21 protein-coding genes are annotated in these 23,091 nt (G+C 67.5%); 13 read left to right on the forward strand and 8 right to left on the reverse strand.

Translation table 11 applies throughout. From position 1 onward, the window contains the following. Window positions 1-469: 469 nt before the first annotated feature. The gene (locus DQ353_RS07000; protein ID WP_113762069.1) at window positions 470-1,705 is read right to left on the reverse strand and encodes an MFS transporter; all 1,236 of its coding nucleotides are present in this window, start codon (window positions 1,703-1,705) and stop codon (window positions 470-472) included. A gap of 232 nt (window positions 1,706-1,937) precedes the next feature. Here DQ353_RS07000 and DQ353_RS07005 point away from each other — a divergent pair, with 232 nt between their 5' ends. The 7 genes from DQ353_RS07005 to pstS all read left to right on the forward strand — a co-directional run bounded on the left by DQ353_RS07005 (window position 1,938) and on the right by pstS (window position 11,328). Next, window positions 1,938-4,244 (forward strand): FdhF/YdeP family oxidoreductase, encoded by a 2,307-nt coding sequence (locus tag DQ353_RS07005; RefSeq protein ID WP_113762070.1) that lies wholly within the window; start codon window positions 1,938-1,940, stop codon window positions 4,242-4,244. A 114-nt stretch (window positions 4,245-4,358) separates the two neighbouring features. Then, a complete protein-coding gene (locus tag DQ353_RS07010) occupies window positions 4,359-5,447 on the forward strand; it encodes a sugar ABC transporter substrate-binding protein (protein WP_113762071.1) in 1,089 nt (362 codons plus the stop codon). Window positions 5,448-5,594: 147 nt separating this feature from the next. Beyond that, entirely contained in the window at window positions 5,595-6,359 is a 765-nt protein-coding gene (locus DQ353_RS07015; protein ID WP_113762173.1) for an ATP-binding cassette domain-containing protein, read from the forward strand. Beyond that, window positions 6,356-7,621, forward strand: coding sequence for a sugar ABC transporter permease (locus DQ353_RS07020; protein ID WP_113762072.1), 1,266 nt, complete (start codon window positions 6,356-6,358; stop codon window positions 7,619-7,621). Before DQ353_RS07015 ends, DQ353_RS07020 begins: the two co-directional genes overlap by 4 nt. 50 nt (window positions 7,622-7,671) lie before the next feature. Next, window positions 7,672-8,160, forward strand: a complete 489-nt coding sequence (locus DQ353_RS07030; protein ID WP_286166663.1) for a TetR/AcrR family transcriptional regulator C-terminal domain-containing protein — start codon at window positions 7,672-7,674, stop codon at window positions 8,158-8,160. A 408-nt stretch (window positions 8,161-8,568) separates the two neighbouring features. After that, window positions 8,569-10,047 carry a 13E12 repeat family protein gene (locus DQ353_RS07040; RefSeq protein ID WP_113762075.1) on the forward strand — a complete coding sequence of 493 codons (1,479 nt, stop codon included), beginning with the start codon at window positions 8,569-8,571 and terminating at the stop codon, window positions 10,045-10,047. A gap of 198 nt (window positions 10,048-10,245) precedes the next feature. Next, on the forward strand, window positions 10,246-11,328 hold the full coding sequence (pstS, locus tag DQ353_RS07045; RefSeq protein WP_113762174.1) for a phosphate ABC transporter substrate-binding protein PstS: 1,083 nt from the start codon (window positions 10,246-10,248) through the stop codon (window positions 11,326-11,328). A gap of 74 nt (window positions 11,329-11,402) precedes the next feature. On the opposite strand, the gene DQ353_RS07050 is transcribed toward pstS, so the two are convergent. The 4 genes from DQ353_RS07050 to DQ353_RS07065 form a co-directional block, all read right to left on the reverse strand. Then, the gene (locus DQ353_RS07050; RefSeq protein WP_113762076.1) at window positions 11,403-12,443 is read right to left on the reverse strand and encodes a hemolysin family protein; all 1,041 of its coding nucleotides are present in this window, start codon (window positions 12,441-12,443) and stop codon (window positions 11,403-11,405) included. Beyond that, window positions 12,440-13,759 carry a hemolysin family protein gene (locus DQ353_RS07055; RefSeq protein ID WP_113762077.1) on the reverse strand — a complete coding sequence of 440 codons (1,320 nt, stop codon included), beginning with the start codon at window positions 13,757-13,759 and terminating at the stop codon, window positions 12,440-12,442. The genes DQ353_RS07050 and DQ353_RS07055 overlap by 4 nt, the downstream gene beginning before the upstream one ends. Window positions 13,760-14,021: 262 nt before the next feature. After that, on the reverse strand, window positions 14,022-14,720 hold the full coding sequence (locus DQ353_RS07060; RefSeq protein WP_502696382.1) for a potassium channel family protein: 699 nt from the start codon (window positions 14,718-14,720) through the stop codon (window positions 14,022-14,024). After that, the gene (locus tag DQ353_RS07065; protein ID WP_220093982.1) at window positions 14,713-16,065 is read right to left on the reverse strand and encodes a TrkH family potassium uptake protein; all 1,353 of its coding nucleotides are present in this window, start codon (window positions 16,063-16,065) and stop codon (window positions 14,713-14,715) included. The genes DQ353_RS07060 and DQ353_RS07065 overlap by 8 nt, the downstream gene beginning before the upstream one ends. A 172-nt stretch (window positions 16,066-16,237) precedes the next feature. Between DQ353_RS07065 and DQ353_RS07070 the strand changes: the two genes are divergently transcribed. Both DQ353_RS07070 and DQ353_RS22195 read left to right on the forward strand, forming a co-directional pair. Beyond that, window positions 16,238-17,455, forward strand: coding sequence for an amidohydrolase (locus DQ353_RS07070; protein WP_113762079.1), 1,218 nt, complete (start codon window positions 16,238-16,240; stop codon window positions 17,453-17,455). A gap of 154 nt (window positions 17,456-17,609) precedes the next feature. Next, window positions 17,610-17,738: a hypothetical protein gene (locus tag DQ353_RS22195; RefSeq protein WP_286166664.1), complete on the forward strand. Its 129-nt coding sequence runs from the start codon at window positions 17,610-17,612 to the stop codon at window positions 17,736-17,738. A 120-nt stretch (window positions 17,739-17,858) separates the two neighbouring features. Here the strand turns inward: DQ353_RS22195 and DQ353_RS07075 are convergent, their stop codons facing one another. The 3 genes from DQ353_RS07075 to DQ353_RS07085 all read right to left on the reverse strand — a co-directional run bounded on the left by DQ353_RS07075 (window position 17,859) and on the right by DQ353_RS07085 (window position 20,403). After that, window positions 17,859-18,743, reverse strand: a complete 885-nt coding sequence (locus tag DQ353_RS07075; RefSeq protein ID WP_113762080.1) for a uracil-DNA glycosylase family protein — start codon at window positions 18,741-18,743, stop codon at window positions 17,859-17,861. A 96-nt stretch (window positions 18,744-18,839) separates the two neighbouring features. After that, window positions 18,840-19,514, reverse strand: coding sequence for a uracil-DNA glycosylase family protein (locus tag DQ353_RS07080; RefSeq protein WP_113762081.1), 675 nt, complete (start codon window positions 19,512-19,514; stop codon window positions 18,840-18,842). A gap of 109 nt (window positions 19,515-19,623) precedes the next feature. Beyond that, complete coding sequence (locus DQ353_RS07085; protein WP_113762082.1) at window positions 19,624-20,403, reverse strand: SDR family NAD(P)-dependent oxidoreductase; 780 nt, start codon at window positions 20,401-20,403, stop codon at window positions 19,624-19,626. Between the two features lie 390 nt (window positions 20,404-20,793). Between DQ353_RS07085 and rpsP the strand changes: the two genes are divergently transcribed. The 4 genes from rpsP (at window position 20,794) to trmD (ending at window position 23,057) form a co-directional block, all read left to right on the forward strand. Further along, window positions 20,794-21,207: a 30S ribosomal protein S16 gene (rpsP, locus tag DQ353_RS07090; RefSeq protein ID WP_113762176.1), complete on the forward strand. Its 414-nt coding sequence runs from the start codon at window positions 20,794-20,796 to the stop codon at window positions 21,205-21,207. A 3-nt stretch (window positions 21,208-21,210) separates the two neighbouring features. Continuing rightward, window positions 21,211-21,450: an RNA-binding protein gene (locus tag DQ353_RS07095; RefSeq protein ID WP_071215358.1), complete on the forward strand. Its 240-nt coding sequence runs from the start codon at window positions 21,211-21,213 to the stop codon at window positions 21,448-21,450. 240 nt (window positions 21,451-21,690) lie between these two features. Continuing rightward, window positions 21,691-22,236 (forward strand): ribosome maturation factor RimM, encoded by a 546-nt coding sequence (gene rimM / locus DQ353_RS07100; protein ID WP_113762083.1) that lies wholly within the window; start codon window positions 21,691-21,693, stop codon window positions 22,234-22,236. A 5-nt stretch (window positions 22,237-22,241) separates the two neighbouring features. Continuing rightward, the gene (gene trmD, locus DQ353_RS07105) at window positions 22,242-23,057 is read left to right on the forward strand and encodes a tRNA (guanosine(37)-N1)-methyltransferase TrmD (RefSeq protein ID WP_113762084.1); all 816 of its coding nucleotides are present in this window, start codon (window positions 22,242-22,244) and stop codon (window positions 23,055-23,057) included. Window positions 23,058-23,091: the final 34 nt, after the last annotated feature.

The raw sequence follows: 23,091 nt of genomic DNA on the forward strand, positions 1-23,091 counted from the left end.
ACCCTTCCGACAAGTGGCTTGCGCGGTGCCGGGGGGAGCGAGGCTACTGCTTCATCTCGCAGCTGAAGGTGGCCCCGGTGTCTTCCACAATGCAACTGCCGGCGTGTCCGGGGTACGGCAGTTCGCATGCCCCGTGGGCCAAGATCTCGACGGAGCCGGCCGAGGCGTCCAGCATGCAGTGCGCCGGCCAAGGCCAGCGGGGCCCCGGCGATGCCGGCCAGCAGGGTGCGGGGCATCCGGAAGTTCCAGATTGCCTGGTCATGGGAGACGGTGATGGAGCCGTCCTTCATCCGGACCATGCCCGGGAGCAGGTGTCCGGCGATGGCCTTCGCGGCTTTCCGGGGCGGTGGCCAGCGGCCAGCTGCCGGCGCAGATCCCCGCGGGGCGCGGCGGGTCCAGTCAACTGGTGCGAGGTGCCCGGGGGGTCATACCGCCGAGGGCCGGAGGCTGCACGGGTTGGTGCCCAGGCTCAGCCGGCCGCTTCGCGGTCCTTCCGGCGCCGGCGCAGCACCAGGTATCCGGCCAGCACCACGCACAGCGCGTAGGTCCAGGCCACCGCGCCCCAGCCCAGCGCGAAGCCGCCGGGGGAACCGATCAGCGCGCCCATGGCCAGCGGTCCCACGGTGAATCCGCCGAACTGCCCGGCCGTGACCAGTCCGGTGGCCATGCCGATGGTGGAGGCCGGGACGCTGCGCACCACCGCCGCCATCAGCACCACCGAGACCCCCAGGGCCGAGGCCCCGTGCAGGGCCACGGCCAGCCAGAGCAGCGCCGCGGATCCGGTCGCCCCGGCGGCCAGGAACACCCCGGCCCCGGCGAGCGCGAGGGTGGCCAGCAGCAGCAGCAGCGGGGGAGCGGCCATGCCGCCGGACATCATCTTCCCCCAGCCCACGCGGGCGGCCACGCCGATCGCCCCGGCTGCTGCGGCGGCGACCCCGCCCATGACCAGGGTGAAGTCCAGTTCGCGCACCGCATACAGGGACAGGTAGACGTTGGTGGCTTGCACGCCCATGCCGTTGACGAAGCCGAAGATGGCCAGCGCGTAGATCAGGAAGGTGGTGTTCGGCGGCGCCGCGGGGGTCGGGACCGGGCCCTCGGGCAGCGGGCCGATGCGGCTGGGGGCCTTGGGCAGCAGCGGAACCGAGGCGACCACGCGCACCGCGATCACGCCAAGGAGCCCCGCCACCACGGCGCCCACGGCGTTGGCCCCGTGCCAGCCGATCCAGGCGGCCAGTGCCGGGAAGGCCAGGGAGGCCACCAGCTGGCTGACCTGGACGCCGGACTGCTTGATGCCGATCCAGCCGATGCGCTTCTCCGCCGGGACGCGTTCGGCCAGGATGCGGTTGGTGACCCCGTTGGGGAAGGACTGGGCCAGCCCGGAGAGGCCCGCGGCGACCAGCAGCAGCACGTAGCCGCCGGGGATCGCGGCAAGGGCCAGGGCCGCGGCGGCCATCGCGAAGACCAGCACCAGCAGCCGGGTGTCGGGCTGCCGGTCCGTGAAGCGGCCGAAGGCCGCGTTGCCGATCGCCCCTGCTGCGAAGCAGACGGTGGCCAGCAGGCCGAATTGCGCCTCGGTGATGCCCAGGTCGGTGATCACCAGGTCGCTGATGGCGCTCAGCCCGTAGTTCAGGATCGGGCCGGCGGCCACCGCGGCCAGCAGGGCGGCCAGCAGCAACTTCCCGGGGCGTCCGGCGCGTGCCTGCATTCGGCTCTCCTCATGTCACTGTGCGGTTTCCGGTTCTGCTCCGGATCGAAGACCAGTGTTTCACAACTGCGGTGCGCCATCGCCACCGGGTTGCCGGCCCTTGTATGCCGTGTGGTGCGGTGCTACACATGAGGGCATACGGCACCGGTGGTTTGGGGTTGGCCTTGCGCCGGCGCGAATTCCATTGACGGGCCCGAGGCCTTGGGCCCGCACACGAGGGGTGCAGTTGGGCATGGCAAGCAAACCGTTGAAGGATGATCCCACCGACAAGGACCTGGTCGTGACACCGCCGCTGCGCAGCGCCGTCGGGCTGCCCAGCCTGCTGGCCTCGATCCCGCTGGCGCTTTCGGAGATGGGCCCGGGCCGGGCGGCGGCGACGCTGCTGCACATGAACCAGAAGGACGGCTTCGACTGCATGAGTTGCGCCTGGCCGGATCCGCCGCAGCGAAAGGTTGCCGAGTTCTGCGAGAACGGGGCCAAGGCCGTTTCCTGGGAGGCGGACCCGCTGAAGGTCCCGCAATCCTTCTGGGCGCAGCACCCCGTTTCCGAGCTCAAGGAACGCAGCGAATACTGGCTGGGGCAACAGGGTCGGCTGGTGGAACCGGTCTACAAGCCCGCCGGGTCCGAACACTACCGCCCGATTTCCTGGGACAACGCCTTCGGGATCATCGCCCGCGAACTCAATGCCCTGGAATCGCCGAACGAGGCGACGTTCTACACCTCGGGGCGGGCCAGCAACGAGGCGGCGTTCATCTACCAGCTGTTCGTGCGCGCCTTTGGCACCAACAACCTGCCCGACTGCTCGAACATGTGCCACGAGTCCACCGGCGTGGCCATGACGCAGAGCATCGGGGTCGGCAAGTCCGCGATCCACTACGAGGACTTCGCCAAGTCGGATTTGATCATCATCATGGGGCAGAACCCCGGCACCAACCACCCGCGCATGCTCACCGCCCTGGAGGAAGCCAAGCGCGCGGGATCCTCCATCATCGCGATCAACCCGCTGCCCGAGGCCGGGCTGATCAACTTCAAGAACCCGCAGCGCCCGCGCGGGCTCATCGGCAAGGGCACAGATCTGGCGGACCAGTACCTGCAGATCCGCCTGGCCGGGGACATGGCGCTGATGCAGGCGCTGGCCAAGCGCGTGTTCGCGGCCGAGGACGCCGCCCCCGGCTCGGTGCTTGACCACCGGTTCCTGGAGGGGCACTGCATCGGGCTTGCCGCATACCGCCAGCACCTCTCCGGTCTGCGCGAGGCCGACGTGCTGGCTGCCACCGGGTTGGACAGCGCGCAGATCGACGAGCTGGCCCAACGCTACCTGCTGGCCGAGAACGTGGTCATCACCTGGGCCATGGGCCTGACCCAGCACAAGAAGGCGGTGGACACGATCAAGGAAATCATGAACGTGCTGCTGCTGCGCGGGAACATCGGCAAGCCCGGCGCCGGGCCCTGCCCGATTCGCGGGCACTCCAACGTGCAGGGGGATCGGACCATGGGCATCTGGGAACAGATGCCGCAGGGCTTCATGGACAAGCTCGGGGCCGAGTTCGACTTCGACCCGCCGGCCGGGCACGGGTACGACGCCGTGCAGTCCATCCAGGCCATGGCCGACGGGCGGGTCAAGGTGCTCGTGGCCCTGGGCGGGAACCTGGTCCACGCGGTCTCCGACACCGCCGCGGCGCAGGAGGCGATCGGAAAGACCCGGCTCTCGGTGCAGATCTCCACCAAGCTGAACCGCTCCCATGCCCACACCGGGGACGCGGCACTGATCCTGCCCACGCTGGGGCGCAGCGACATCGACGAACAGGCCTCGGGCGTCCAGTTCGTCACCGTGGAGGACACCGTCTGCGCGGTGCATGCCTCGCAGGGACGGGTGGCGCCGATCTCCGCCAAGATGCTCTCGGAGGTCGCGATCGTCTCGCGCATGGCCCGGGCCGTGCTCGGGCCCGAACACCCCTTTGCCTGGGAGGGCTTTGCGGAGGACTACGACACCATCCGCGAGCACATTGCCGCCGTGGTCGAGGGCTGCGAAAACTACAATTCCCGGGTGCGGGAGCCCGGCGGCTTTGTGCTGCCCCACCCGCCGCGGGATTCGCGCACCTTCCCGACCCCCAGCGGCAAGGCGGTGATCACCATCAACGAGCTGGAGACCATCGCCCTGCCCGCCGGGCGGCTGATCCTCCAGTCCCTGCGCTCCCACGACCAGTTCAACACCACCACCTATTCGCTGAACGACCGCTACCGCGGGGTGCACAAGGGACGCAACGTGATCTTCGTGAGCCCTTCGGACCTTGCCGCACTGGGCCTGTCCGACGGCAGTTACGTGGATGTGCACTCGGAAGCCGAGGACAAGGTGGACCGGGTGCTGCGCGGCCTGCGGGTCATTTCCTACCCCACCGCGCCGGGGTGCGCGGCGACCTACTTCCCGGAAGGCAACGTGCTGGTTCCCCTGACCGCCACCGCCCAGGGGTCCAACACCCCGGTGTCCAAGTCGATCATCGTGCGCCTCGAGCCGGTGCCCGCCCCGTTCTTCGGCTGAGGACGGGTCCCGAACGCGTGCGCACATGCCAGGGAACAAGTGTTGAATACGCGCGCGCACGGGGCCAGACTGAAAGCACCGCCGAACGGCGGCGCAATGTGGAGGCAAACACAAATGAAAAAACTTGGGTACAAACTTGCCACCGTTGCCGTGGGCGCCCTGCTCACGGCCACGACTCTCACCGCATGCGGGGGAAACAATCCCCCGGCAGCGAGCAGCAACAGCTCTTCCGGCCCGGCAGTGAAGATCGGCCTGTTGCTCCCCGAAACCAAGACCACTCGCTACGAGGCCTTCGACCGCCCGCTGTTCGAGGCCAAGATCAAGTCCCTGGGCAACTACGACGTCGTCTACTCCAACGCCAGCCAGGATGCGTCCAAGCAGCAGGAGCAGGCCGAGTCCGCGCTCACCGACGGGGTGAAGGTGCTGGTCCTTGACCCGGTCAACGCGCAGGCCGCGGCCAGCATCGTCGCCAGCGCCAAGGCGCAGGACGTGCCGGTGATCTCCTACGACCGCCTGGTTGCCGGAACCACCGACCTGGCCTACTACATCTCCTTCGACAACGAACAGGTCGGGGTGCTGCAGGGCAACTCGCTGGTCGACAAGCTCGCCAAGGACGGCATCAAGAACCCCGGCATCCTGATGGTCAACGGCTCGCCCACCGACGGCAACGCCGTGCTGTTCAAGAAGGGCGCCCACTCGGTCATCGACAAGTCCGACGTGAAGGTGCTGGCCGAGTACGACACCCCGGACTGGTCGCCGGACAAGGCCCAGGGTTTCGTTGCCGGGCAGATCACGCAGTTCACCGGGCAGATCGACGGGGTCTACGCCGCCAACGACGGCACCGCCGGGGGCGCGGTCGCGGCCCTGAAAGCAGCAAACGTCGCCCCGTGGCCGATCATCACCGGCCAGGACGCCGAACTCACCGGCATCCAGCGGATCGTTTCCGGGGACCAGTACATGACCATCTACAAGGCCATCAAGACCGAGGCGGAACTTGCCGCAACCGTCGCCGACCAGCTGGCCAAGGGCGAAACGCCGTCCGACGCCACCGACATCGCCGGGGTTCCGACCAAGCTCTTGACCCCGGTGGTCGTGACCAAGGAGAACATCATGGACACCGTGGTCAAGGACGGCTTCTACACGGTGGCGCAGATCTGCACCACCGAATACGCCAAGGCCTGCGCCGCGGCAAACATCAAGTAGGCACCTTGCGGGCCAGCGGGACCGGCGGCAACCGGCCCCGCACCCGCACCCGGTGCGCGGCACGGAACAACCCTTGGGGAGCGGAACGTGGATCAGGCCGACTCGAACACCGCGGCAGCCACGGCGGCACCGCAACGGATCCTGCGCATGACCGGGATCTCCAAGCGCTTCGGCGCCGTCCAGGCGCTGACCGAGGTCGAACTGGAGATCTACTCCGGGCAGGTCGTGGCCATCGTCGGGGACAACGGCGCGGGCAAGTCCACCCTGGTCAAGGTGCTCGCCGGGGTCCACCCGGCCGACGATGGGCGGATCGAGATGCAGGATGCGCGCGTGTCGATTTCCTCGCCCACCGACGCCAGGGCGCTGGGCATCGCCACGGTCTACCAGGACCTGGCGCTGTGCGACAACCTGGACGTCGTGGCCAACCTCTGGCTCGGGCACGAGCTGACCTACCGCGGCCGGCTCGACGAGGTGGCCATGGAGAAGCAGTCCTGGAAGCTCTTGCGCGAGCTGAGCGCCAAGATCCCCTCGGTGCGCATCGCTGTTGCCTCGCTGTCCGGCGGGCAGCGCCAGACCGTGGCCATCGCCCGTTCGCTGATCGGCGAGCCGCGCATCGTGATCCTGGACGAGCCCACCGCGGCCCTGGGCGTCGCACAGACCGCCGAGGTGCTCAACCTCATCGAGCGGCTGCGCGAACGCAACTACGGGGTGGTGCTGATCAGCCACAACATGGCCGACGTGATGGCGGTCGCGGACCGCATCGTGGTGCTGCGGCTGGGACGGAACAACGGGGAGTTCCTCGCCGCCGAGGCCACCAGCGAAGACATCGTCGCGGCGATCACCGGGGCCACCGACAACGCCGTCACCCGCCGGGCCGCGACCCGGCCGGTGCCCGGAACGGAGGAACCATGAGTGCCAAGGTGCCCGAACCGGGCCCGGAGCCCGGAACGGTGGCGGCCGACCTGCTCGATGAGCGATTGATCCAATCCGCGGGACTCGGCGGCGCGGTGCGCGCGTTCACCCGCCGGATCCGCGGCGGCGATCTGGGCTCCCTGCCGGTGGTGGTGGGGCTGGCGATCATCTGGGCGGTCTTCGGGATCGTGAACCCGCGGTTCCTCTCCAGCATCAACCTGGTGAACCTGTCGATGCAATGCGCCGCGGTGGGCACCATCGCCATCGGGGTGGTGCTGGTGCTGCTGCTGGCCGAGATCGACCTGTCCATCGGATCGGTCTCCGGGCTGGCCGCGGCCATCGTGGCGGTGGGCTTCGTCGGGCACGCCTGGCCGCTGTGGACCGCGGTGGTGGCAGCCATTGCCGCGGGCGCGCTGATCGGACTGTTCTATGCGCTGCTGAACACCCGCTTCGGGGTGCCCAGCTTCGTGATCACCCTGGCCGGGCTGCTGGGGATCCTCGGGGCGCAACTGTGGGTGCTGGGCAAGTTCGGCTCCATCAACCTGCCCTTCGACTCCTGGCTGGTCTACTACGCCCAACAGCTGTACATGCCCGACTGGCTCTCCTACGCGTTCGTGGCAATCGCGGTGGCCGGTTTCTGGCTGGCGAAGTCCCTGGCCTCGAACAAGCGCAAGGCCGCCGGGCTCTCGGGCACCTCGGCCTCCGCGCTGGGGCTGCGCGCCGCCGGGCTGCTGGTGCTGCTGGGGGTGCCGGTCTGGTACCTGAACCGCAGCCGCGGGGTCGGGGTGATGTTCCTGTCCTTCGTGGCCCTGGTGCTCATCATGCACTTCTTCCTGACCCGCACCCGCTGGGGGAGGGCCGTGTTTGCGGTGGGCGGCAACGTGGAGGCCGCCCGCCGCGCCGGCATCAACGTGCGCGCCGTGGCCCTGAGCGTGTTCATCCTGTGCTCGACCTTCGCCGCGCTGGGCGGGCTGATGGCCGCGGGCCGGCTGGCGGCGGCCAACCAGTCCTCGGGCGGCGGCGACATCAACCTCAACGCGATCGCCGCGGCGGTGATCGGCGGAACCAGCCTCTTCGGCGGGCGCGGCTCGGCATTCTCCGCGCTGCTGGGGATCCTGGTGATCCAGTCGATCTCCTCCGGGCTGACCCTGGTGAACCTGGATTCCTCGCTGCGCTACATGATCACCGGCGCGGTGCTGCTGCTGGCAGTGGTCATCGACTCGCTCTCCCGGCGCTCCCGCCGGGCGGCAGGTCGCGCGTAGCCGCGCCCGCGCATCAGGCCCGCGTCGCGGACCAGGGCACCGGCTCCCCGGTGCCCCGGTCCAGGCGGAAGGGCGGATACGCATCGGTCAGCAGGGCGGTGTACGCCGCGATGCGCAAGGCGCTGGGCCGCCACACCTGGGCCATCGGCCTGCTGGAGTCGTGCTCGGCCCGCGGCCCGGCAACGCTGCGCCACCACGATGCAACGCTCGGGGTCCTGCGAACCGCCGGATTTTCGGTGAAGGCCGCGGCGCACGCCTACGCGTTGCTGGACAGCTCCACCTATGGCTTCGCCCTGCAGGAGGCAGCGCTTCCCGTCAACGGCCGCGACACCGCAGCAAGCGCCACCGATCCGATCGTGCAGATGTTCTCCGCCGGCGACTACCCCCACCTCATGGAAATCGCCACCGAACACGTGCTGCAACCGGGCTATGACTTCGGCGATGAATTTGAGATCGGCCTTGAACTGATCCTCGAGGCCCTGCAGCGCTGGATCCCCGAATCCGGGGTCGGGCCCAAGGTCGCTGCGCCCACGGGGTGAACCCGGCCGCACCCGGCAGGGGATGGTCCCGGCCTTCGACGCTGCGCTCGCCGGTCTGTCGGTGCTCGGTCCGCCCCCCGTCTTCGACCATTCCGTCACGGAACGGGGCAAGCGTCGCCCGCATCCACGCGTTGACCGGGGAGGATCTGGAGACCGGCCCGCGTGCCGATCTTGCCTCGCTCCCGGAGTTGCGCCTGGACGCGGGCCAGACCGTGGACGCCCCGTGCGAGCTCGGCCCGCCCCCTGATCCCGGGAACCACGGTTGTGGCGCTGCTGGCGCCCACCGCGAGCATGTACCGCCCCACCCGGAAACCAACTCTTCCTTCGCTGGGATGAAGACTTGCCGACGGGCCTCGGCCGAGGGATCCCGATTCCCAAACTGTCTGTGGGGTTTTCTAGAATTGTGTCATGGCAACGTCGTCATCGTCCTCGGGATTCGGCAGCATCGCAGATGCTGACCTCGACGATGGGCTGTTCGCGGACCTGGAATCAGACCTCGAATCCGTGGACCTGAGCTACGGGGCGCTGCTCGGCCGGGGCCTGGACATGAACGCCCTGCTGGCCGACTTCTTCGCCTGCACCGGGGTCGACGGCATCCGCACCGTGACCCAGGCCGTCGCCGAGGTGCCGCTGGAGATCTCCCCGTACGAGGCCATCGAGGGCGTCGGGGCGCTGGAGGACCTGAAATCCTGCGCCAACGCCGTGCAGGCGGAAATTGCCTGCGCCCACGAGGCCGCGGTCACCACCGACCGCACCCGTCGCGGCGTCATGGAAAAGAACCCGCAGCAGGGCATCGGCGCCGACGTGGCCATGGCCCGGCACGAACCCCCGCGCTCCGGAACCCGGGAGCTGAACTACTCCCGGATGCTCTGCCAATCGCTGCCCTTCACCAAGGCGGGCCTGAAATTCGGCGTCATCAACGACGCCGAAGCCCGCATCATCCACCGCGTGCTGAAGGACCTGGACGAAGACGCCCGGACGGAGCTCGACGCCCGGCTCTTCATGGAAACCCACACCTGCTTCGGCCTGGGCGGCAAGAAGCTCGAATCGATGCTCCGCCACTGGGCGCTGGCCTACCAAAACCCGACCGAAGCCGACCTCGAAGCCAAGGCCGCCAAGGACCGCTACGTGAACGTCTACCCGATCGACACGCACCGGATGAAGATCGTCGGCGTCGTCCCCACCGAGATCGGGGCCGCTATCGCGCAGGTCCTGGCCCGGGCAATCGCCAGCGCGCAAGCGGCGGGGGACACGCGCAACGCCGCGCAGATCGCCGCCGACTCCGTCCTGGAGGCCCTCACCGGCATCAAGGATTTCACCAACATCCCGGTCACCCTCGAACTGGTCATGACCGACCGGACGCTCATGCAGGGACACCCGGAACCGGCCTTCCTGCAGGGCTACGGCGTCATCTCCGCGAAGAAGGCCCGCGAACTCTTCGCCGGCAACCCGGACAACCCGCTCGCAACCTGGGTTCGCCGACTATACACGGCACCGGGCACCGGCGACCTCATCGCCATGGACCGCAAGGCCAGACTCGTCACCGGCGGGCTCAAGCGCTTCATCACCACCCGCGACCAGTTCTGCCGGACCCCCTACTGCACCGGCAAGGTCCAGCACCTTGACCACGTGGTCCAAGCGGCCCTCGGGGGAGAAACCTGCGCGGAAAACGGTGGAGGAAGGTGCACCTGGTGCAACGCCACCAAGGAATCTCCCGACTGGTCGGAAATCCCGGTGCCCGGGGACCGGCACAGCATCCGGATCACGACCTCCAGCGGGCATTCCTATACTTCCAGCGCGCCGCGGATGCCCGGCACCGAGGACTACACCGTGCACGCCAGCGAGCCTCAGTCCCCTCCGCGGACCCCGCCACGCCGGCGGCGGTAGACCGCCAAGAACCGCAGGACAACACCGCTGCCAGCGAATCGAAACCTTACGCCGATTCGGGTACCGGTCCGTGCGCGCGCTATGGTCGTCTAGGTCCATTTCGTGCATCGTCCCCAGGAGGATTCCTTGCCGCACCAGGCTCCCCAACCGACGGCCGTCTTGCACGGCTTGCGCGCCCTGCCCAAGCGGCGGACCGCGATGATGCTGGGCCTCGGCCTGCTGCTGACCGGCTGCGGAGCCGACTACCCGCTGGGCGACGCCCAACGCCAGGCCGCCGAAAACAACACCTCGCATCTTTCCGGCACTCTCACCGGTGGCGGGTCCAGCGCCCAGAACTCCGCCATGAACGCCTGGATCGGCGGATTCGCCACCCTGAATCCAAAGGTGCAGGTGCAATACGCCTCGGTGGGCTCAGGTGCCGGACGCGCGGGCCTGCTGGCCGGGGCCACGCAATTCGCCGGCTCCGACGCCTACCTGAAGGAATCCGAGGTGGCCCGCTCGCAGCAAACGTGCGGCCCCGAGGGAGCGATCAACATCCCCGTGTACATCTCGCCGATCTCCATCGCCTTCAACCTGCCGGGCATCAAGGAACTGGACTTCGACGCGGCAACCATCGCGAAGATCTTCTCCGGCACCATCACGTCCTGGCAGGACCCGGCCATCAAGGCCCTGAACCCGGATGCGGCGCTGCCCGATGTCCCGATGACGGTGGTCGCCCGCTCGGACGACTCGGGAACCACCGAGAACTTCACCGACTACCTGCATGCCGCAGCCCCCGAGTCCTGGACGCACGATCCTTCAGGGTCCTGGCCCGGCGGGCTGGGCACCGAGCAGGCCCAGGGAAACTCCGGGGTCGTCACCACGGTGGCCCGCACCGAGGGTGCGGTGACCTACGCCGATGACTCGCTGGTCGACGCGACCCTGGGCAAGGGCACGCTGAAGGTCGGGGATTCCTTCGTGCCGGTCAGCGGCAAGGCGGCGGCCATCGCGGTGAGCGCCTCGCACCGGGTGCCCGGGCGCCACGGCAACGACATCGCCCTGGAGCTTGACCGCACCACCACCAAGCCCGGAGCCTACCCGCTGGTGCTGGTCTCCTACTTCATCGTTTGCAGCGGCTACACCGATGCCAACTCCCTGGAACTGGTCAAGGCCTTCGGCCACTACGTCGTCAGCGACGAGGGCCAAAAGGTCGCTGCCGACTCGGCCAAGAGCGCACCGATGCCCCAGGAACTGGCCGCCGAGGCCGCGGCGGCGATCGATTCGATCACGCTGCGCCGATAGCCTTGCCGTTCAATGGCAGCGGCCCGCCCCCCAAAAAACGGGGACGGGCCGCTGCCATTTTCTTGGTGCCGGAGTCAGGCGCTGGTGGCGTCCTGCACCTCGCCAACCAGTTCCTCGATGATGTCCTCCAGGAACAGCACACCGGTGGTGGCACCGGCGGCGTCCAACACACGGGCCACGTGGGAACCGCTGCGCCGCATGGCCGCCAACGCGTCCTCCAGCTCGCTGCCGCCAGCCACCGAGGCCAGGGCCCGGATCCGCTTGGCAGGGACCGCCGCTGCGAAGGCATCCGAGGCCGTGAGGTCCATGACGTCCTTCAGGTGCAGGTATCCGGAGGGTTCCCCGTCCCGGTCCACCAGGATGTAGCGGGAGTAGCCGTGCATGGCGACCGCGCGCTGGATGGCGGCCGGGGAGGAATCCAGGGGCAACACCACCATCGCCCCGATCGGCACCTCGACGTCGGAGACCTTCTTGGTGGTGAACTCGAAGGCCTTGCCGAGGGTTCCGCTGGCGTCGGAGAGCACCCCGTCACGCGTGGACTGCTCCACGATGCCGGCGACTTCCTCGAGGGTGAACGCGCTGGTGGCCTCGTCCTTGGGCTCGACGCGGAAAAGCCGCAGCACGGAGTTCGCGATGCCGTTCAGGCTCCAGATCACCGGCTTGACGATCCGGGCCACCATCACCAGCGGGGGAGCCAACAGCAAGGCGGCGCGCGTGGGCACCGAGAAGGAGATGTTCTTCGGGACCATCTCGCCGATGACCACGTGCAGGAAGGTGACCAGCAGCAGGGCCGTGACGAAGGCGATCACGCCGATGGCCTCGGCCGAGAGCGAGGTGAACCCCAGCGGGATTTCCAGCAGGTGGTGGATCGCCGGTTCGGACACGTTCAGGATCACCAGCGAGCACACGGTGATGCCCAGCTGGCTGGTTGCAAGCATCAGCGTCGCGTGCTCCATGGCCCACAACGTGGTCTTTGCGGCCTTGGAGCCGGCCTCGGCCTTCGGCTCGATCTGCGAACGGCGGGCGGAGATCACGGCGAACTCGGCGCCGACGAAGAACGCATTGATCACCAGCAGCACCACCAGCCAGATGATTCCGGGCAGGTACTCGTTCATCGGGTCTGCTCCTGGGTCGAATCGATCGGGTCGGGGGTGAACTTCAGGCGTTGGACGGCGGTGCCCACGACGCGTTCGACCGCCAGGGTGCCACCGTCGATGCGCACCTCGAGACCGGGTTCCGGGACCCTGTCCAGTTGCTGGGCGACGAAGCCGGCCAGGGTGTCGTAGTCCTCGTGCTCGGGCACCGAGACGCCCGTGCGCTCGAGCAGCTCGTCGGGACGCAGCGAGGCATCGAAGGTGATCGTGCCTGCGGCCCGCAGCACCCCGACGCGGGCGCGGTCGTGCTCGTCCTCCAGTTCGCCGACGAGTTCCTCCACGAGGTCCTCGAGGGTGACCATGCCGGCGGTTCCGCCGTGTTCGTCGGAGACGATGGCCACCTGCAGGCCGTGGGTGCGCAGCCGGCCCAGCAGCGAATCGACGCCCATGGACTCGGGCACCATCAGCGGGCTGGTCATCAGCTCGGTCGCGGCGGTGGTGGAGTGCTCGGCACGGGGCAGGGCGAATGCGGACTTGAGGTGCACCACCCCGAGGATCTCGTCGCGGTCCCGCCCGATCACCGGGAAGCGGGAGAAGCCGGTGGCCACCGCGGTCTCGAGGATGTCACCTGCGGTGGCGGAGGCTTCGACGGCAACCATGCGCACGCGCGGGGTCATCACGTCCCCGGCCGTTCGCTCGGAGAATCGCAGCGTGCGGTGCAGCAGCGTCGCGTGGTCCTGTTCCAGGGCGCCCTCGAGGGCGGAGCGGCGCACGAGGGAGATCAGTTCCTCGGCGCTGCGTGCCCCGGAAAGCTCTTCCTTCGGCTCGATGCCGAAGGAGCGGATGATGGCGTTGGCGGTGTTGTTGAACAGCAGGATCACCGGCTTGAACACCGCGGTGAAGGCGGCCTGGAAGGGCACCACCAACTTGGCGGTGGCCAGCGGCACGGCCAGGGCAAAGTTCTTGGGCACCAGCTCGCCGATGACCATGGAGAACACCGTGGCCAGGAACACCCCGACGACGGTGCCGATGCCAGGGACCAGTGCCTCGGCGACGCCCGCTGACAGCAGCGGGCCGCGCAGCAGGGAGCTGATCGCCGGTTCGAAGGTGTAGCCGGTCAGCAGCGTCGTCAGGGTGATGCCCAACTGGGCGCTGGAGAGATGGGTCGAGGTGATCTTCAGGGCCTTGATGGTGGTTCCCAGGCGCTTCTCGCCGCGCCCGGCGCGCGCCTCGAGGTCGTGCCGATCAAGGTTCACCAAGGCGAATTCGGAGGCAACGAACAAACCGGTGCCAACGGTGAGCAGCAGACCGATGCCGATCATGATCCACTCATTCATGTGGGCGCCCCTCTCCGCCGGGTGCCGGAGTCGAACCGGCAGTCAGTGGGAGGGGCCAGGGCATATGTGTTGGGGGGTCGTCCATAGTGCTTTCAACTCTAGCGGAACGCACGCTGCCCGGTTTTCCTGCCGGAGCTGCGCCCCCGGGGACGCAGCTCCGCGCAGCAGGCGCCTCGGGCCCCGGGATTCTGCGTGATTCCAGGGGAACCCGAGGGTGACATTGCCCATCCGGCGGGCCCAAGGTTCAAGGCAACTTCCCAGCCTAGAGCAGCGTTGCGAAGTGCTCGGCCGCCGAGGTTGCCCCGGCCACGATGATTTCGTCGCCCTCGTGCAGCACCGTGGAGGTGGTGGTGTAGTCCCATTCCTGGCCCGGCCGCTTGGCCGCCACGATGGTGACATGGTGCTTGGACCGGATGCCGGTTTCCCCGAGCGGGCGGCCCAGCGCCTCCTTTGGCGGGCGGGTCTTGACCATCGCGAACCCGTCCTCGAACTCGACGTAGTCGAGCATCGCGCCGCGAACCAGGTGCGCCACCCTCCGGCCCATGTCCTGCTCGGGGCGAATCACGTGCTTGACGCCCAGCTGCTCCAGGATCTGTCCGTGCGCGGCACTGACCGCCTTGGCCCAAATGGTGGGCTTGTTGAAGCGCAGCAGGGCCGAGGTGGTCAGGATGCTGGCCTCCAGGTCGCTGCCGATGCCGACCACGGCGCGGTCGAACTCGTGCACCGAGAGCTGGCGCAGCGCCTCTTCCTTGGTGGAATCGGCGCGCACCACGTGGGTGAGCCGGCCGTTGAACGACTGGACGATGTCCTCGTCGTTGTCGATGCCCAGCACCTCGGTGCCGGCGGCGGCCAGTTCCAGGGCCAGCGCCCCGCCGAAGCGGCCCAGGCCGATGACGACCACCGAGTTCGCCTCGGCAATGCGCTCCATGGGCTTGGGCGTGAACAAGTGGTGCTTAGCCAATGAGTGGCCTCTCTTTCGGGAATTCGTACATCACGGGTCGGGCGCGCAAGGCCAGCGCCGAAGCCAGCGTCACCGGTCCCAGGCGCCCGATGAACATCAAGAACACCAGCAGCAGCTGACCGGCCGGCGGCAGCGCGGCGGTGATTCCGGTGGAAAGCCCCACCGTGGCGAAGGCCGAGATCGTTTCGAAGAGCAGCCGGTCCAGGCCGAAGTCGGTCATCAGCATCAGCGCCATGGTCGAACCGACGACCAGGGCCACGGCCAGCAGCACGATGGTGATGGCCTGGCGGTGCACCGAGCGGGAAAGCCGCTTGCCATAGATGTTCACGGCCGCGCCGCCCTGGACCTCGGTGAGCAGGATGAAGAACAGCACGGCGAACGTGGTGATCTTCAGCCCGCCCGCGGTGCCGGCCGGGCCACCGCCGATGAACATCAAGATGTCCATGCCCAGCCAGGTGGCCGGATCCATCTGCCCGAAGTCCAGCGAGTTGAAGCCCGCGGTGCGGGTCATGACCGATTGGAAGAACCCGGCCAACAACTTGTCGGCGGTCGACAGCACGCCCAGGGTCTTGGGGTTGGTCCATTCCAGCGCGCAGATGAAAGCGGTGCCGCCGGCCAGCAGCGTCACCGTGCCGCCCAGCACCAGCTTGGTGTTCATGGTCCAGTGCAGCGGCCGGCGATAGTGGCGCCCGAGCTCAAAGAGCACCGGGAAACCCAGCCCGCCGATGATGATGGCAGCGGCGATCGGCAGGCAGATCCAGGGATCGCCCACGAAACCCATCAGGTTGTCGCTGAACAGCGCAAACCCGGCGTTGTTGAACGCCGAGATCGAGTGGAAGAAACCCAGCCAGATGGAGTGTCCCCACGGGTTGCCCAAGCCCACGGCAAATCGCAGGGTCAGCAGCACCGCGACAACCAGCTCGGTCCCCGCGGTGATGCGCAGGACCCCCAGCAGCACCGAGCGCACGTCGCCGAACCCGGTGCTCTTGGTTTCCGCCGCCGCCTGGATCCGCGACTTCAGCCCCAAACGCCTGGCCATCAGCACCCCGAGCAGCGAGGCGAAGGACATGATGCCAAAGCCGCCGAGCTGGATCAGCACGAGGATCACGACCTGTCCGAACCTCGTCCAATAGGTCGCGGTGTCAACGACCGCCAAACCGGTCACGCAGACGGCCGACGTGGCAGTGAACAGGGCCTCGAGGAAGCCTGCCCCGCCCGGCCCCGTCTTGGCCATGGGCAGCATCAGGATCGCCGTTCCAACGGCGACAGCCACACCGAAACCCAGGGCGATGGCCTGGGCCGGATGCCTGGGGAGCAGCGCCCGAACCAAGGGCCTGTATTTCATTGCAGGGACACGCATAGATCCCAGAGTAAGCTCTCCCGGCCCAAAACCTTGGTTTGGTGCCGGGTCGCCCCAAGGCCCCGAGGGCGGCACCCATGCCCTGAAACATTGGAACCCAAGCGGCGACACGTCGAACCATGGCACTGACGGGTATCGGAGTCCTAGACTCGTGCCCATGGGCATTGACCTGGAGCACCTGTACCGCGACCTGCACGCCAACCCCGAACTCTCCTTCGAGGAACACCGCACCGCCGGCATCGTCGCCGGGCACCTGTCCGGGCTCGGCCTCGCGGTCCACCGCGGCATCGGCGGCACGGGCGTCGTCGGCGTGCTGGCCAACGGGCCAGGGCCCACCGTACTGCTGCGCGCGGACATGGACGGCCTGCCGGTGCTCGAGGCCACCGGGCTGGACTACGCCAGCACCGTGGTCGCGACCGACCCCGACGGCCACCTGGTCCCGGTGATGCATGCCTGCGGCCACGACGTGCACGTCACCTGCCTGTTGGGCGCCGTGGAAGAACTTGTCGCCGAACGCGGCATCTGGTCGGGGACAGTGCTGGCGCTCTTCCAACCCGCCGAGGAACAAGGCGGCGGGGCCCAGGCGATGGTCGTTGACGGGCTCTACGCGAAGGTGCCGAAACCCGACGTCGTGCTCGGCCAGCACGTCGCGCCGTTCCCCGCCGGCTGGCTCGGGCTGCGCCCGGGAGTGGCCATGGCCTCGGCCGATTCGCTGAACATCACCCTGCACGGGTCCGGCGGGCACGGCTCACGTCCGGAGACCACCGTCGACCCGGTGCTGCTGGCCGCGGCCACCACCATGCGCCTGCAGGGCATCGTCTCGCGGGAGCTTGCCGCCGCCGACCAGGCGGTGCTGACCGTCGGCCAGATCCACGCCGGCACCAAGAACAACATCATTGCCTCGCAGGCCACCCTGGGGCTGAGCATCAGGACCTTCGATGAATCGGTCCGCGCCAAGGTGCTTGGTTCCATCGAACGCGTGGTGCGCGGCGAGGCCATGGCCTCCGGGTCGCCCACGGAACCGGTGATCACCCTGGAGGAGCATTTCCCGTTGACCGTCAACGACACCGCGGCGTCGGCGCGGGTTGCCTCGGCGTTGGCCGGGCGCTTCGGCACGGAGCATGTCATTGATCCAGGCCCGGTCTCGGGCAGCGAGGATGTGGGCGTCCTGGCCACTGCCGCCGGGGTGTCGCTGGTGTACTGGTTGCTTGGCGGGTCCGACCCAAGCCTGTTCACGGACTTTGCCGCAACGGGCAGGATGCCGGAGAACATTCCGTCGAATCATTCGCCGCGGTTCGCCCCGCGCATCCAGCCGACACTGGACGTGGGAGTCGATGCCCTGGTCGCTGCCGCCCGCGCGTGGCTGGCCCAATAGCGACGCGGCCGGTCGGCGGGCCCCGGCATGGTGCCGTGAGCGGAATCCGGCTGGTCCAGCCAAATGCCCAGCAATACAGGCTAGGGTTTTCCGGTAGGGGTACTTTCCCCTAAATTTTGGGATTGCCGAGCGATCCCAGCTAGGACGGCACATCATGTCGAAGTCACCGCGTAAGGCAGAAGCCAAGAAACCTTCAAAGTCCATCAAGGAAAAGCGCGCCGAAAAGCGCACCAAGACGGCGGGGGAATCGGTCCTTGACCCCGTGCGCAAGGTTTCGAAATAACCGCCATGCGGTGTGGCTGATCTAGATGGCCACCTCGAATACACCTGAAAATGCCTGTTCGGCGGAAGGAAGACCTTCGCCGAACAGGCATTTTTGTGTCTGCAGCCGTTCCGTGCGTTCCTAGCGGAGGCCGGAACCCCGGTAGACCCGCACCCAGGTGTCCGCGGTGACGCCCAGCGCGCGGCGCTGGCCGGCGACCTCAACGGTGAGGGTCACCCGCCACTCGGGGCTCGGCTGGAAGGCCTTGAGCAGGGGACCATGCAGCGTCTGGTTGCCGTCGCTGACCTCGATCACGCGCTTCAGGTGCTCGGGACCAAGATCCGCGGCACGCACCATCGATTCGCGGCGGGGTCCTGCCGGACCGCGGGGGACCTTCACGATCGTGCGGGCCTCGCGCATGGCCTCGGATCGGCGGGCAATGCGCTGCTCGCGCTGGGCCGTGGTGCCGCTCAGCGACAGCGGGGCTGGCGAGAAGCTGGGAATGGCGGTGATCCGGGTGATTGCCTGCGGGTATTTCTTGGTCAGCTTGGCCCAGAATTCCTCGGGGCCCTTGCCCATGAGAATGACCGCGCGCAGGTTGGGAACCAGGCGCAACAACCTGCCCATGGGGTCGAGTCCGGCATTCGTCTCCGCGCCGGTCAATCGCCCGGCAGCACCCTCGGCCCGGTACCAGGGGTAGGCGTGCCAAAGCACAACTTCCTTGGCATCGATTCCGGCCTCGGCCAACAACGTGGCCAGTGCCTCGGCCGCCGCATCGTCGTCCTCGGTGGAGAGGATGTCCTCGCCGTCCTCGGCACGGTTGGCGGCATCGGGGGCCGGCATCAGGCACAAGATGGTGGCGTCGGTGCCGCCATGAAGGGGTGCGAAGAACGGGACGGACGCGGGGTTCCCGGGTGCTTCGGCGCGCAGGTCCTGGACCAGTGAATTGAGGGGTGCAACGTGTTCGGCCCACAACTCCGATTCCTGCGAGTTCCTGAATTCGGGGTCGATCATTTTGCGGGGCATGAAGGTTTCTCTCATGTAACTTTCGAGGGGTCTAGCCACAAGCATGGCACGCGCCGGAGTCGAACCCGCACCCCGGGTACCACGACGTATCAAGCGTCACTGGGTTGTTCGAGCCGAACCCGCGGGTTCCGGGACCGTCAAACCCACTGCCTTGCCCTCTCGAAGCCGGTCGGCAATCCCTGCCCAGACGCGTTTTTGTTCCTCCCGGTCGACGGTCCGCTTGGCACCCAGCGGATGGAGGGAACGCACCAGGGACAGCCCGGGGAACGCGGATTGGATTTGCGGAAGCACCGCATCCGCTGCCTCCTGCGCCTTTTTTCCCAGGAGCAACAACATCTTCAGGTCCGTCATCAGTCCCATGACCTCCAGCAGTGCCCGGCCGCCCTCGACCGACTGCTCGGGCGTCAGGTCGCGCTTGGGGTCGTTGCGCGGCCACGGATAGCCGTTCCAATGGCAGAAGTCCGCCGGGTCGATGCCGAATTCGGTCATCAAGTGGCGTTGGCGATCCGCGGCCCGGTCCGGGTTCCTGATGCACAGGAACGTGGTTTCGTCGCGGGGTTCGCCCGCGTCGTTCAGGACGATCAAGGCCGGGGCGTGGATCCCGCCGTGCCACGGGGCAGCCAGCGGCAGGCGGACTCCGCCCCGGGTCTGGCCAAGCCGCACGATCAGTTCATTGAGTGGAGCCACATGCGCTGCATTCAAGCCCGCCGCCTGCTCGTCCCAGAAGAGGTCCCCGGGACGGGCGCGTTTCCAGTTGTCCTGCGGTGCCATGGGCCCTCCGTGTTGCCTATGCCCGGCGTCCGGGTGCGGAAGTGCCGGCGGGGCTTCGACCATACCAACGGCACGAGCGGGGGATCCGCCGGCTGTCGGAGGAGTCCTGCTAGATTGCCGACCAGCCTGCGTCGGACGGCAGGATGGCGCCGTTGAGGTTGGTGCCGTCCTTGCTGAGCAGGAACGTGATTGACGCGGCCAGCTGCGCGGCCGTTGCCGGGGTCGGGATGTTCGCCGCCATCAGCGGTCCCAGGACTTGTTGGGCGTGGACGGAGTCCATGGGGGCCTCGATATTGGTGATCGTCGCACCCGGGGCGACCGCGTTGAAGCGTAGCCCCGTCTTGCCGTACATAACGGCGCAATTCCTGGTGATCCCGTTGACCGCGTGTTTGGATGCGGTGTAGGCGACTCCCGCCGCAGACCCGCGAAGTCCGGCCTCGGAGGAAATGTTGACCACCGAGCCGCTGCCGGAACGAAGCATCAGCGGGACCACCTCCCGGGTCAGGCGCATGATGGACTTGACGTTGACCTCGAAAACGCGCTCCCAGGTGGCATCGTCGACTTCGTGGATCGGTTCGAACCGGTCCATGATGCCGGCGACGTTGGCGAGCCCGTCAATCCGGTTCCCCGCCGCCGCGACGACCCGGGCGGCTGCTTCCGGGGTGGAAAGGTCCGCGGCGACGGGAACGAGGTCCAGTTCCGGGTTCTCGGCCAGCAGGGAGTCCAAGCGCGGGGAACTGATATCCACGGCGACCACGCGACCCCCTTCCTTGGCGATGCGGAGGGCGGTGGCACGGCCGATGCCTGATCCCGCGCCCGTGACGATCACGGTGTTTCCGGCGAAGCGTCCGGGGGTGGTTTCTTCGTTCCAGTCAGGATCGGTGCCCATGGTGTTCTGGTCTCCTCGGAAAGTGAATGGTCGACGCACCCACGGTATGGCCCCCGAGGCTGCAATTCAATGGCGGAGGCTCGGCTCCGTCACCGTTCGATCCCTGCCCGTCCGCCCCTCGTCGTTCCGCATTCGGATCCGCGAGGACGGGCGGAACCCGGTCGGGAAGCGGAACCGGCCGAAAATGTGTGATCTGACACGGGGCTGGGAAAAAGTCCTGGCATGTCCGGACCGGGCAAATCTTTCTGGCATAATGGACAGGTACTCGATTTGAAGTGGCCCCTCTCTCCGCCTTGAATCCTGTCCTTTTGAAGAACTGCGGTATGGCCCGCCCCACGGGTGCAGAAACAGGACTTCGCACATGTTGAGAAAACAGGAGTGACCACTACCGTGGCCGTTAAAATTCGTCTGAAGCGTTTCGGCAAGATTCGCGCACCTTACTACCGCATCGTCGTCATGGATGCTCGCGCCAAGCGCGACGGCCGTGCCATCGAAGAAATCGGCAAGTACCACCCGACCGAAGAGCCTTCGTTCATCGAGGTCAAGTCCGACCGCGCCCAGTACTGGCTCTCCGTCGGCGCACAGCCGACCGAGCAGGTTGCCGCTCTCTTGAAGATCACCGGTGACTGGCAGAAGTTCAAGGGCATCGAAGGCCAGGAAGGCACCTTGCGCGTCAAGGAAGCCAAGCCTGCGTTCGTCGTCCCGGAGAAGGGCTCGGTCATCTTGCCCGAGGCCATCACCAAGAAGGCTGAAAAGCCTGCTGCCGAGGCCGAGGTCGAGGCAGAAGCAACCGAGGCTGAGTAACCAGTGCTCGTTGAGGCGCTGGATCACCTGGTACGTGGCATCGTAGACACCCCCGAAGACGTGCAGGTTGCGTTGAAGGCAAATCGTCGCGGTGACATCCTTGAGGTGCGCGTGCACCCCGAGGATCTCGGTCGGGTCATTGGCCGCCAGGGTCGCACCGCCAAGGCGCTGCGCACCGTGGTTGCAGCACTGGCGGAGGAACCGATCCGCGTTGACGTAGTCGACACGGACCGTCGCCGGTAGCCAGCCTCACCACACATTTTTTGTGTACCTTTGGTCCCACGATCCATGACGGATCGTGGGACCAAAGTGGCTTAACCGCCAAGGTGCGATCCAGTCGTTGGCGGCACGGAACCGACAACGACCAACTCGCACGTAAGATTGAACCTAGAAAAGTGCCCTGGCGGATGAGAGTCCCGCCAAGGCACGCCCCTTGCCGGATCTCTCCGGCCACCCACTGATTTGTATTCAAGGAGAAAACGCATGCGCCTCCAGGTCGCCCGCATTGGCAAACCACACGGCATCCGCGGAGAGGTGACCGTCCAGGTGCTCACCGATGCGCCGGAAGACAGGTTTGTTCCCGGTGCGGTCTTCGAGGTCGAGCACCCCAGCATCAAGCAACTCACCGTCGAGGGAGCTCGCTGGAACAAGGAAATCCTGCTGCTGGCCTTCGAGGAGCTGCTTGACCGCAACACCGCCGAGACGGTGCGCGGGGCCAAGCTGTTCATCGACACCGAAGAGGTCGAGGACGATTCCGAGGGCTGGTATGAGCACGAACTGGTGGACCTCGAGGCCCGCGTGGATGACAAGGTCGTCGGCAAGGTCACCGCGCTGCGCACCGGCAATGTCCAGGACCTGCTGGTTGTCGAATCCACCGCCGGCGACGAGATCTATGTGCCCTTCGTCGAGGACATCGTCCCCGAGGTCAACATCGAGGGCGGATACATCATGCTGACCCCGCCGGCCGGCCTCTTCGAGGTCAACCGTGAGGACGGCACGGGCGAGAACGCAGCAGGCAAGGAAGCCTAGGCACGATGCGCATCGATGTTGTCTCCATCTTCCCGGAGTACCTTGCCGCCCTGGACCTGTCGCTGATCGGCAAGGCCCGGCGGGAGAAGCTGCTGGATTTGAACGTGCACGACCTGCGCGACTACACCCACGACCGCCACCGCACCGTGGATGACACCCCCTACGGCGGCGGCGCCGGCATGGTCATGAAACCGGAGCCCTGGGGTGCCGCGCTGGCGCGCATCGCCACCGAATCCCCGGTCTCCAACGCGCCGCTGGGTGACAAGCCGATCCTGATCGTTCCCTCGCCGGCCGGCGCGGTCTTCGACCAGGAGATGGCCTACGAACTGGCCGAGGCACAGCACCTTGCCTTTGCCTGCGGCAGGTACGAGGGCATCGACGAGCGGGTCCTGGAATATGCCTCCGAGGCCTTCGACGTGCGACCGGTTTCCATCGGCGACTACGTGCTCAACGGGGGAGAGGTCGCGGTGCTGGCGATGGTCGAGGCCATTGGCCGGCTGATCCCCGGGGTCATCGGAAACCCGGAGTCGCTGGTCGAGGAATCACACTCCGACGGACTGCTGGAATACCCGGTGTACACCAAGCCCGGCACCTGGGAGGGCCGCGAGGTCCCCGAGGTGCTGCTCTCGGGCAACCACGGCAAGATCGCGCGCTTCCGCCGCAACAAGCAGCTGGAGCGCACCGCCACCCGGCGCCCGGACCTGATCGTGCAGCTGGACGCCTCCACGCTGAACCGGCACGACCGCGACACCCTGTGGCACAACGGTTTTGCCATCGTTGATGGCCACGTCGTGCCCAAGGACCAGATCGCGCCCCAGTAGTACGGCAAGCGGCAAAGCCTCCGGGGCTGCCCCG

Source organism: Arthrobacter sp. AQ5-05 (assembly GCF_003287975.1).
In the GTDB taxonomy this organism is placed as follows: domain Bacteria; phylum Actinomycetota; class Actinomycetes; order Actinomycetales; family Micrococcaceae; genus Paeniglutamicibacter.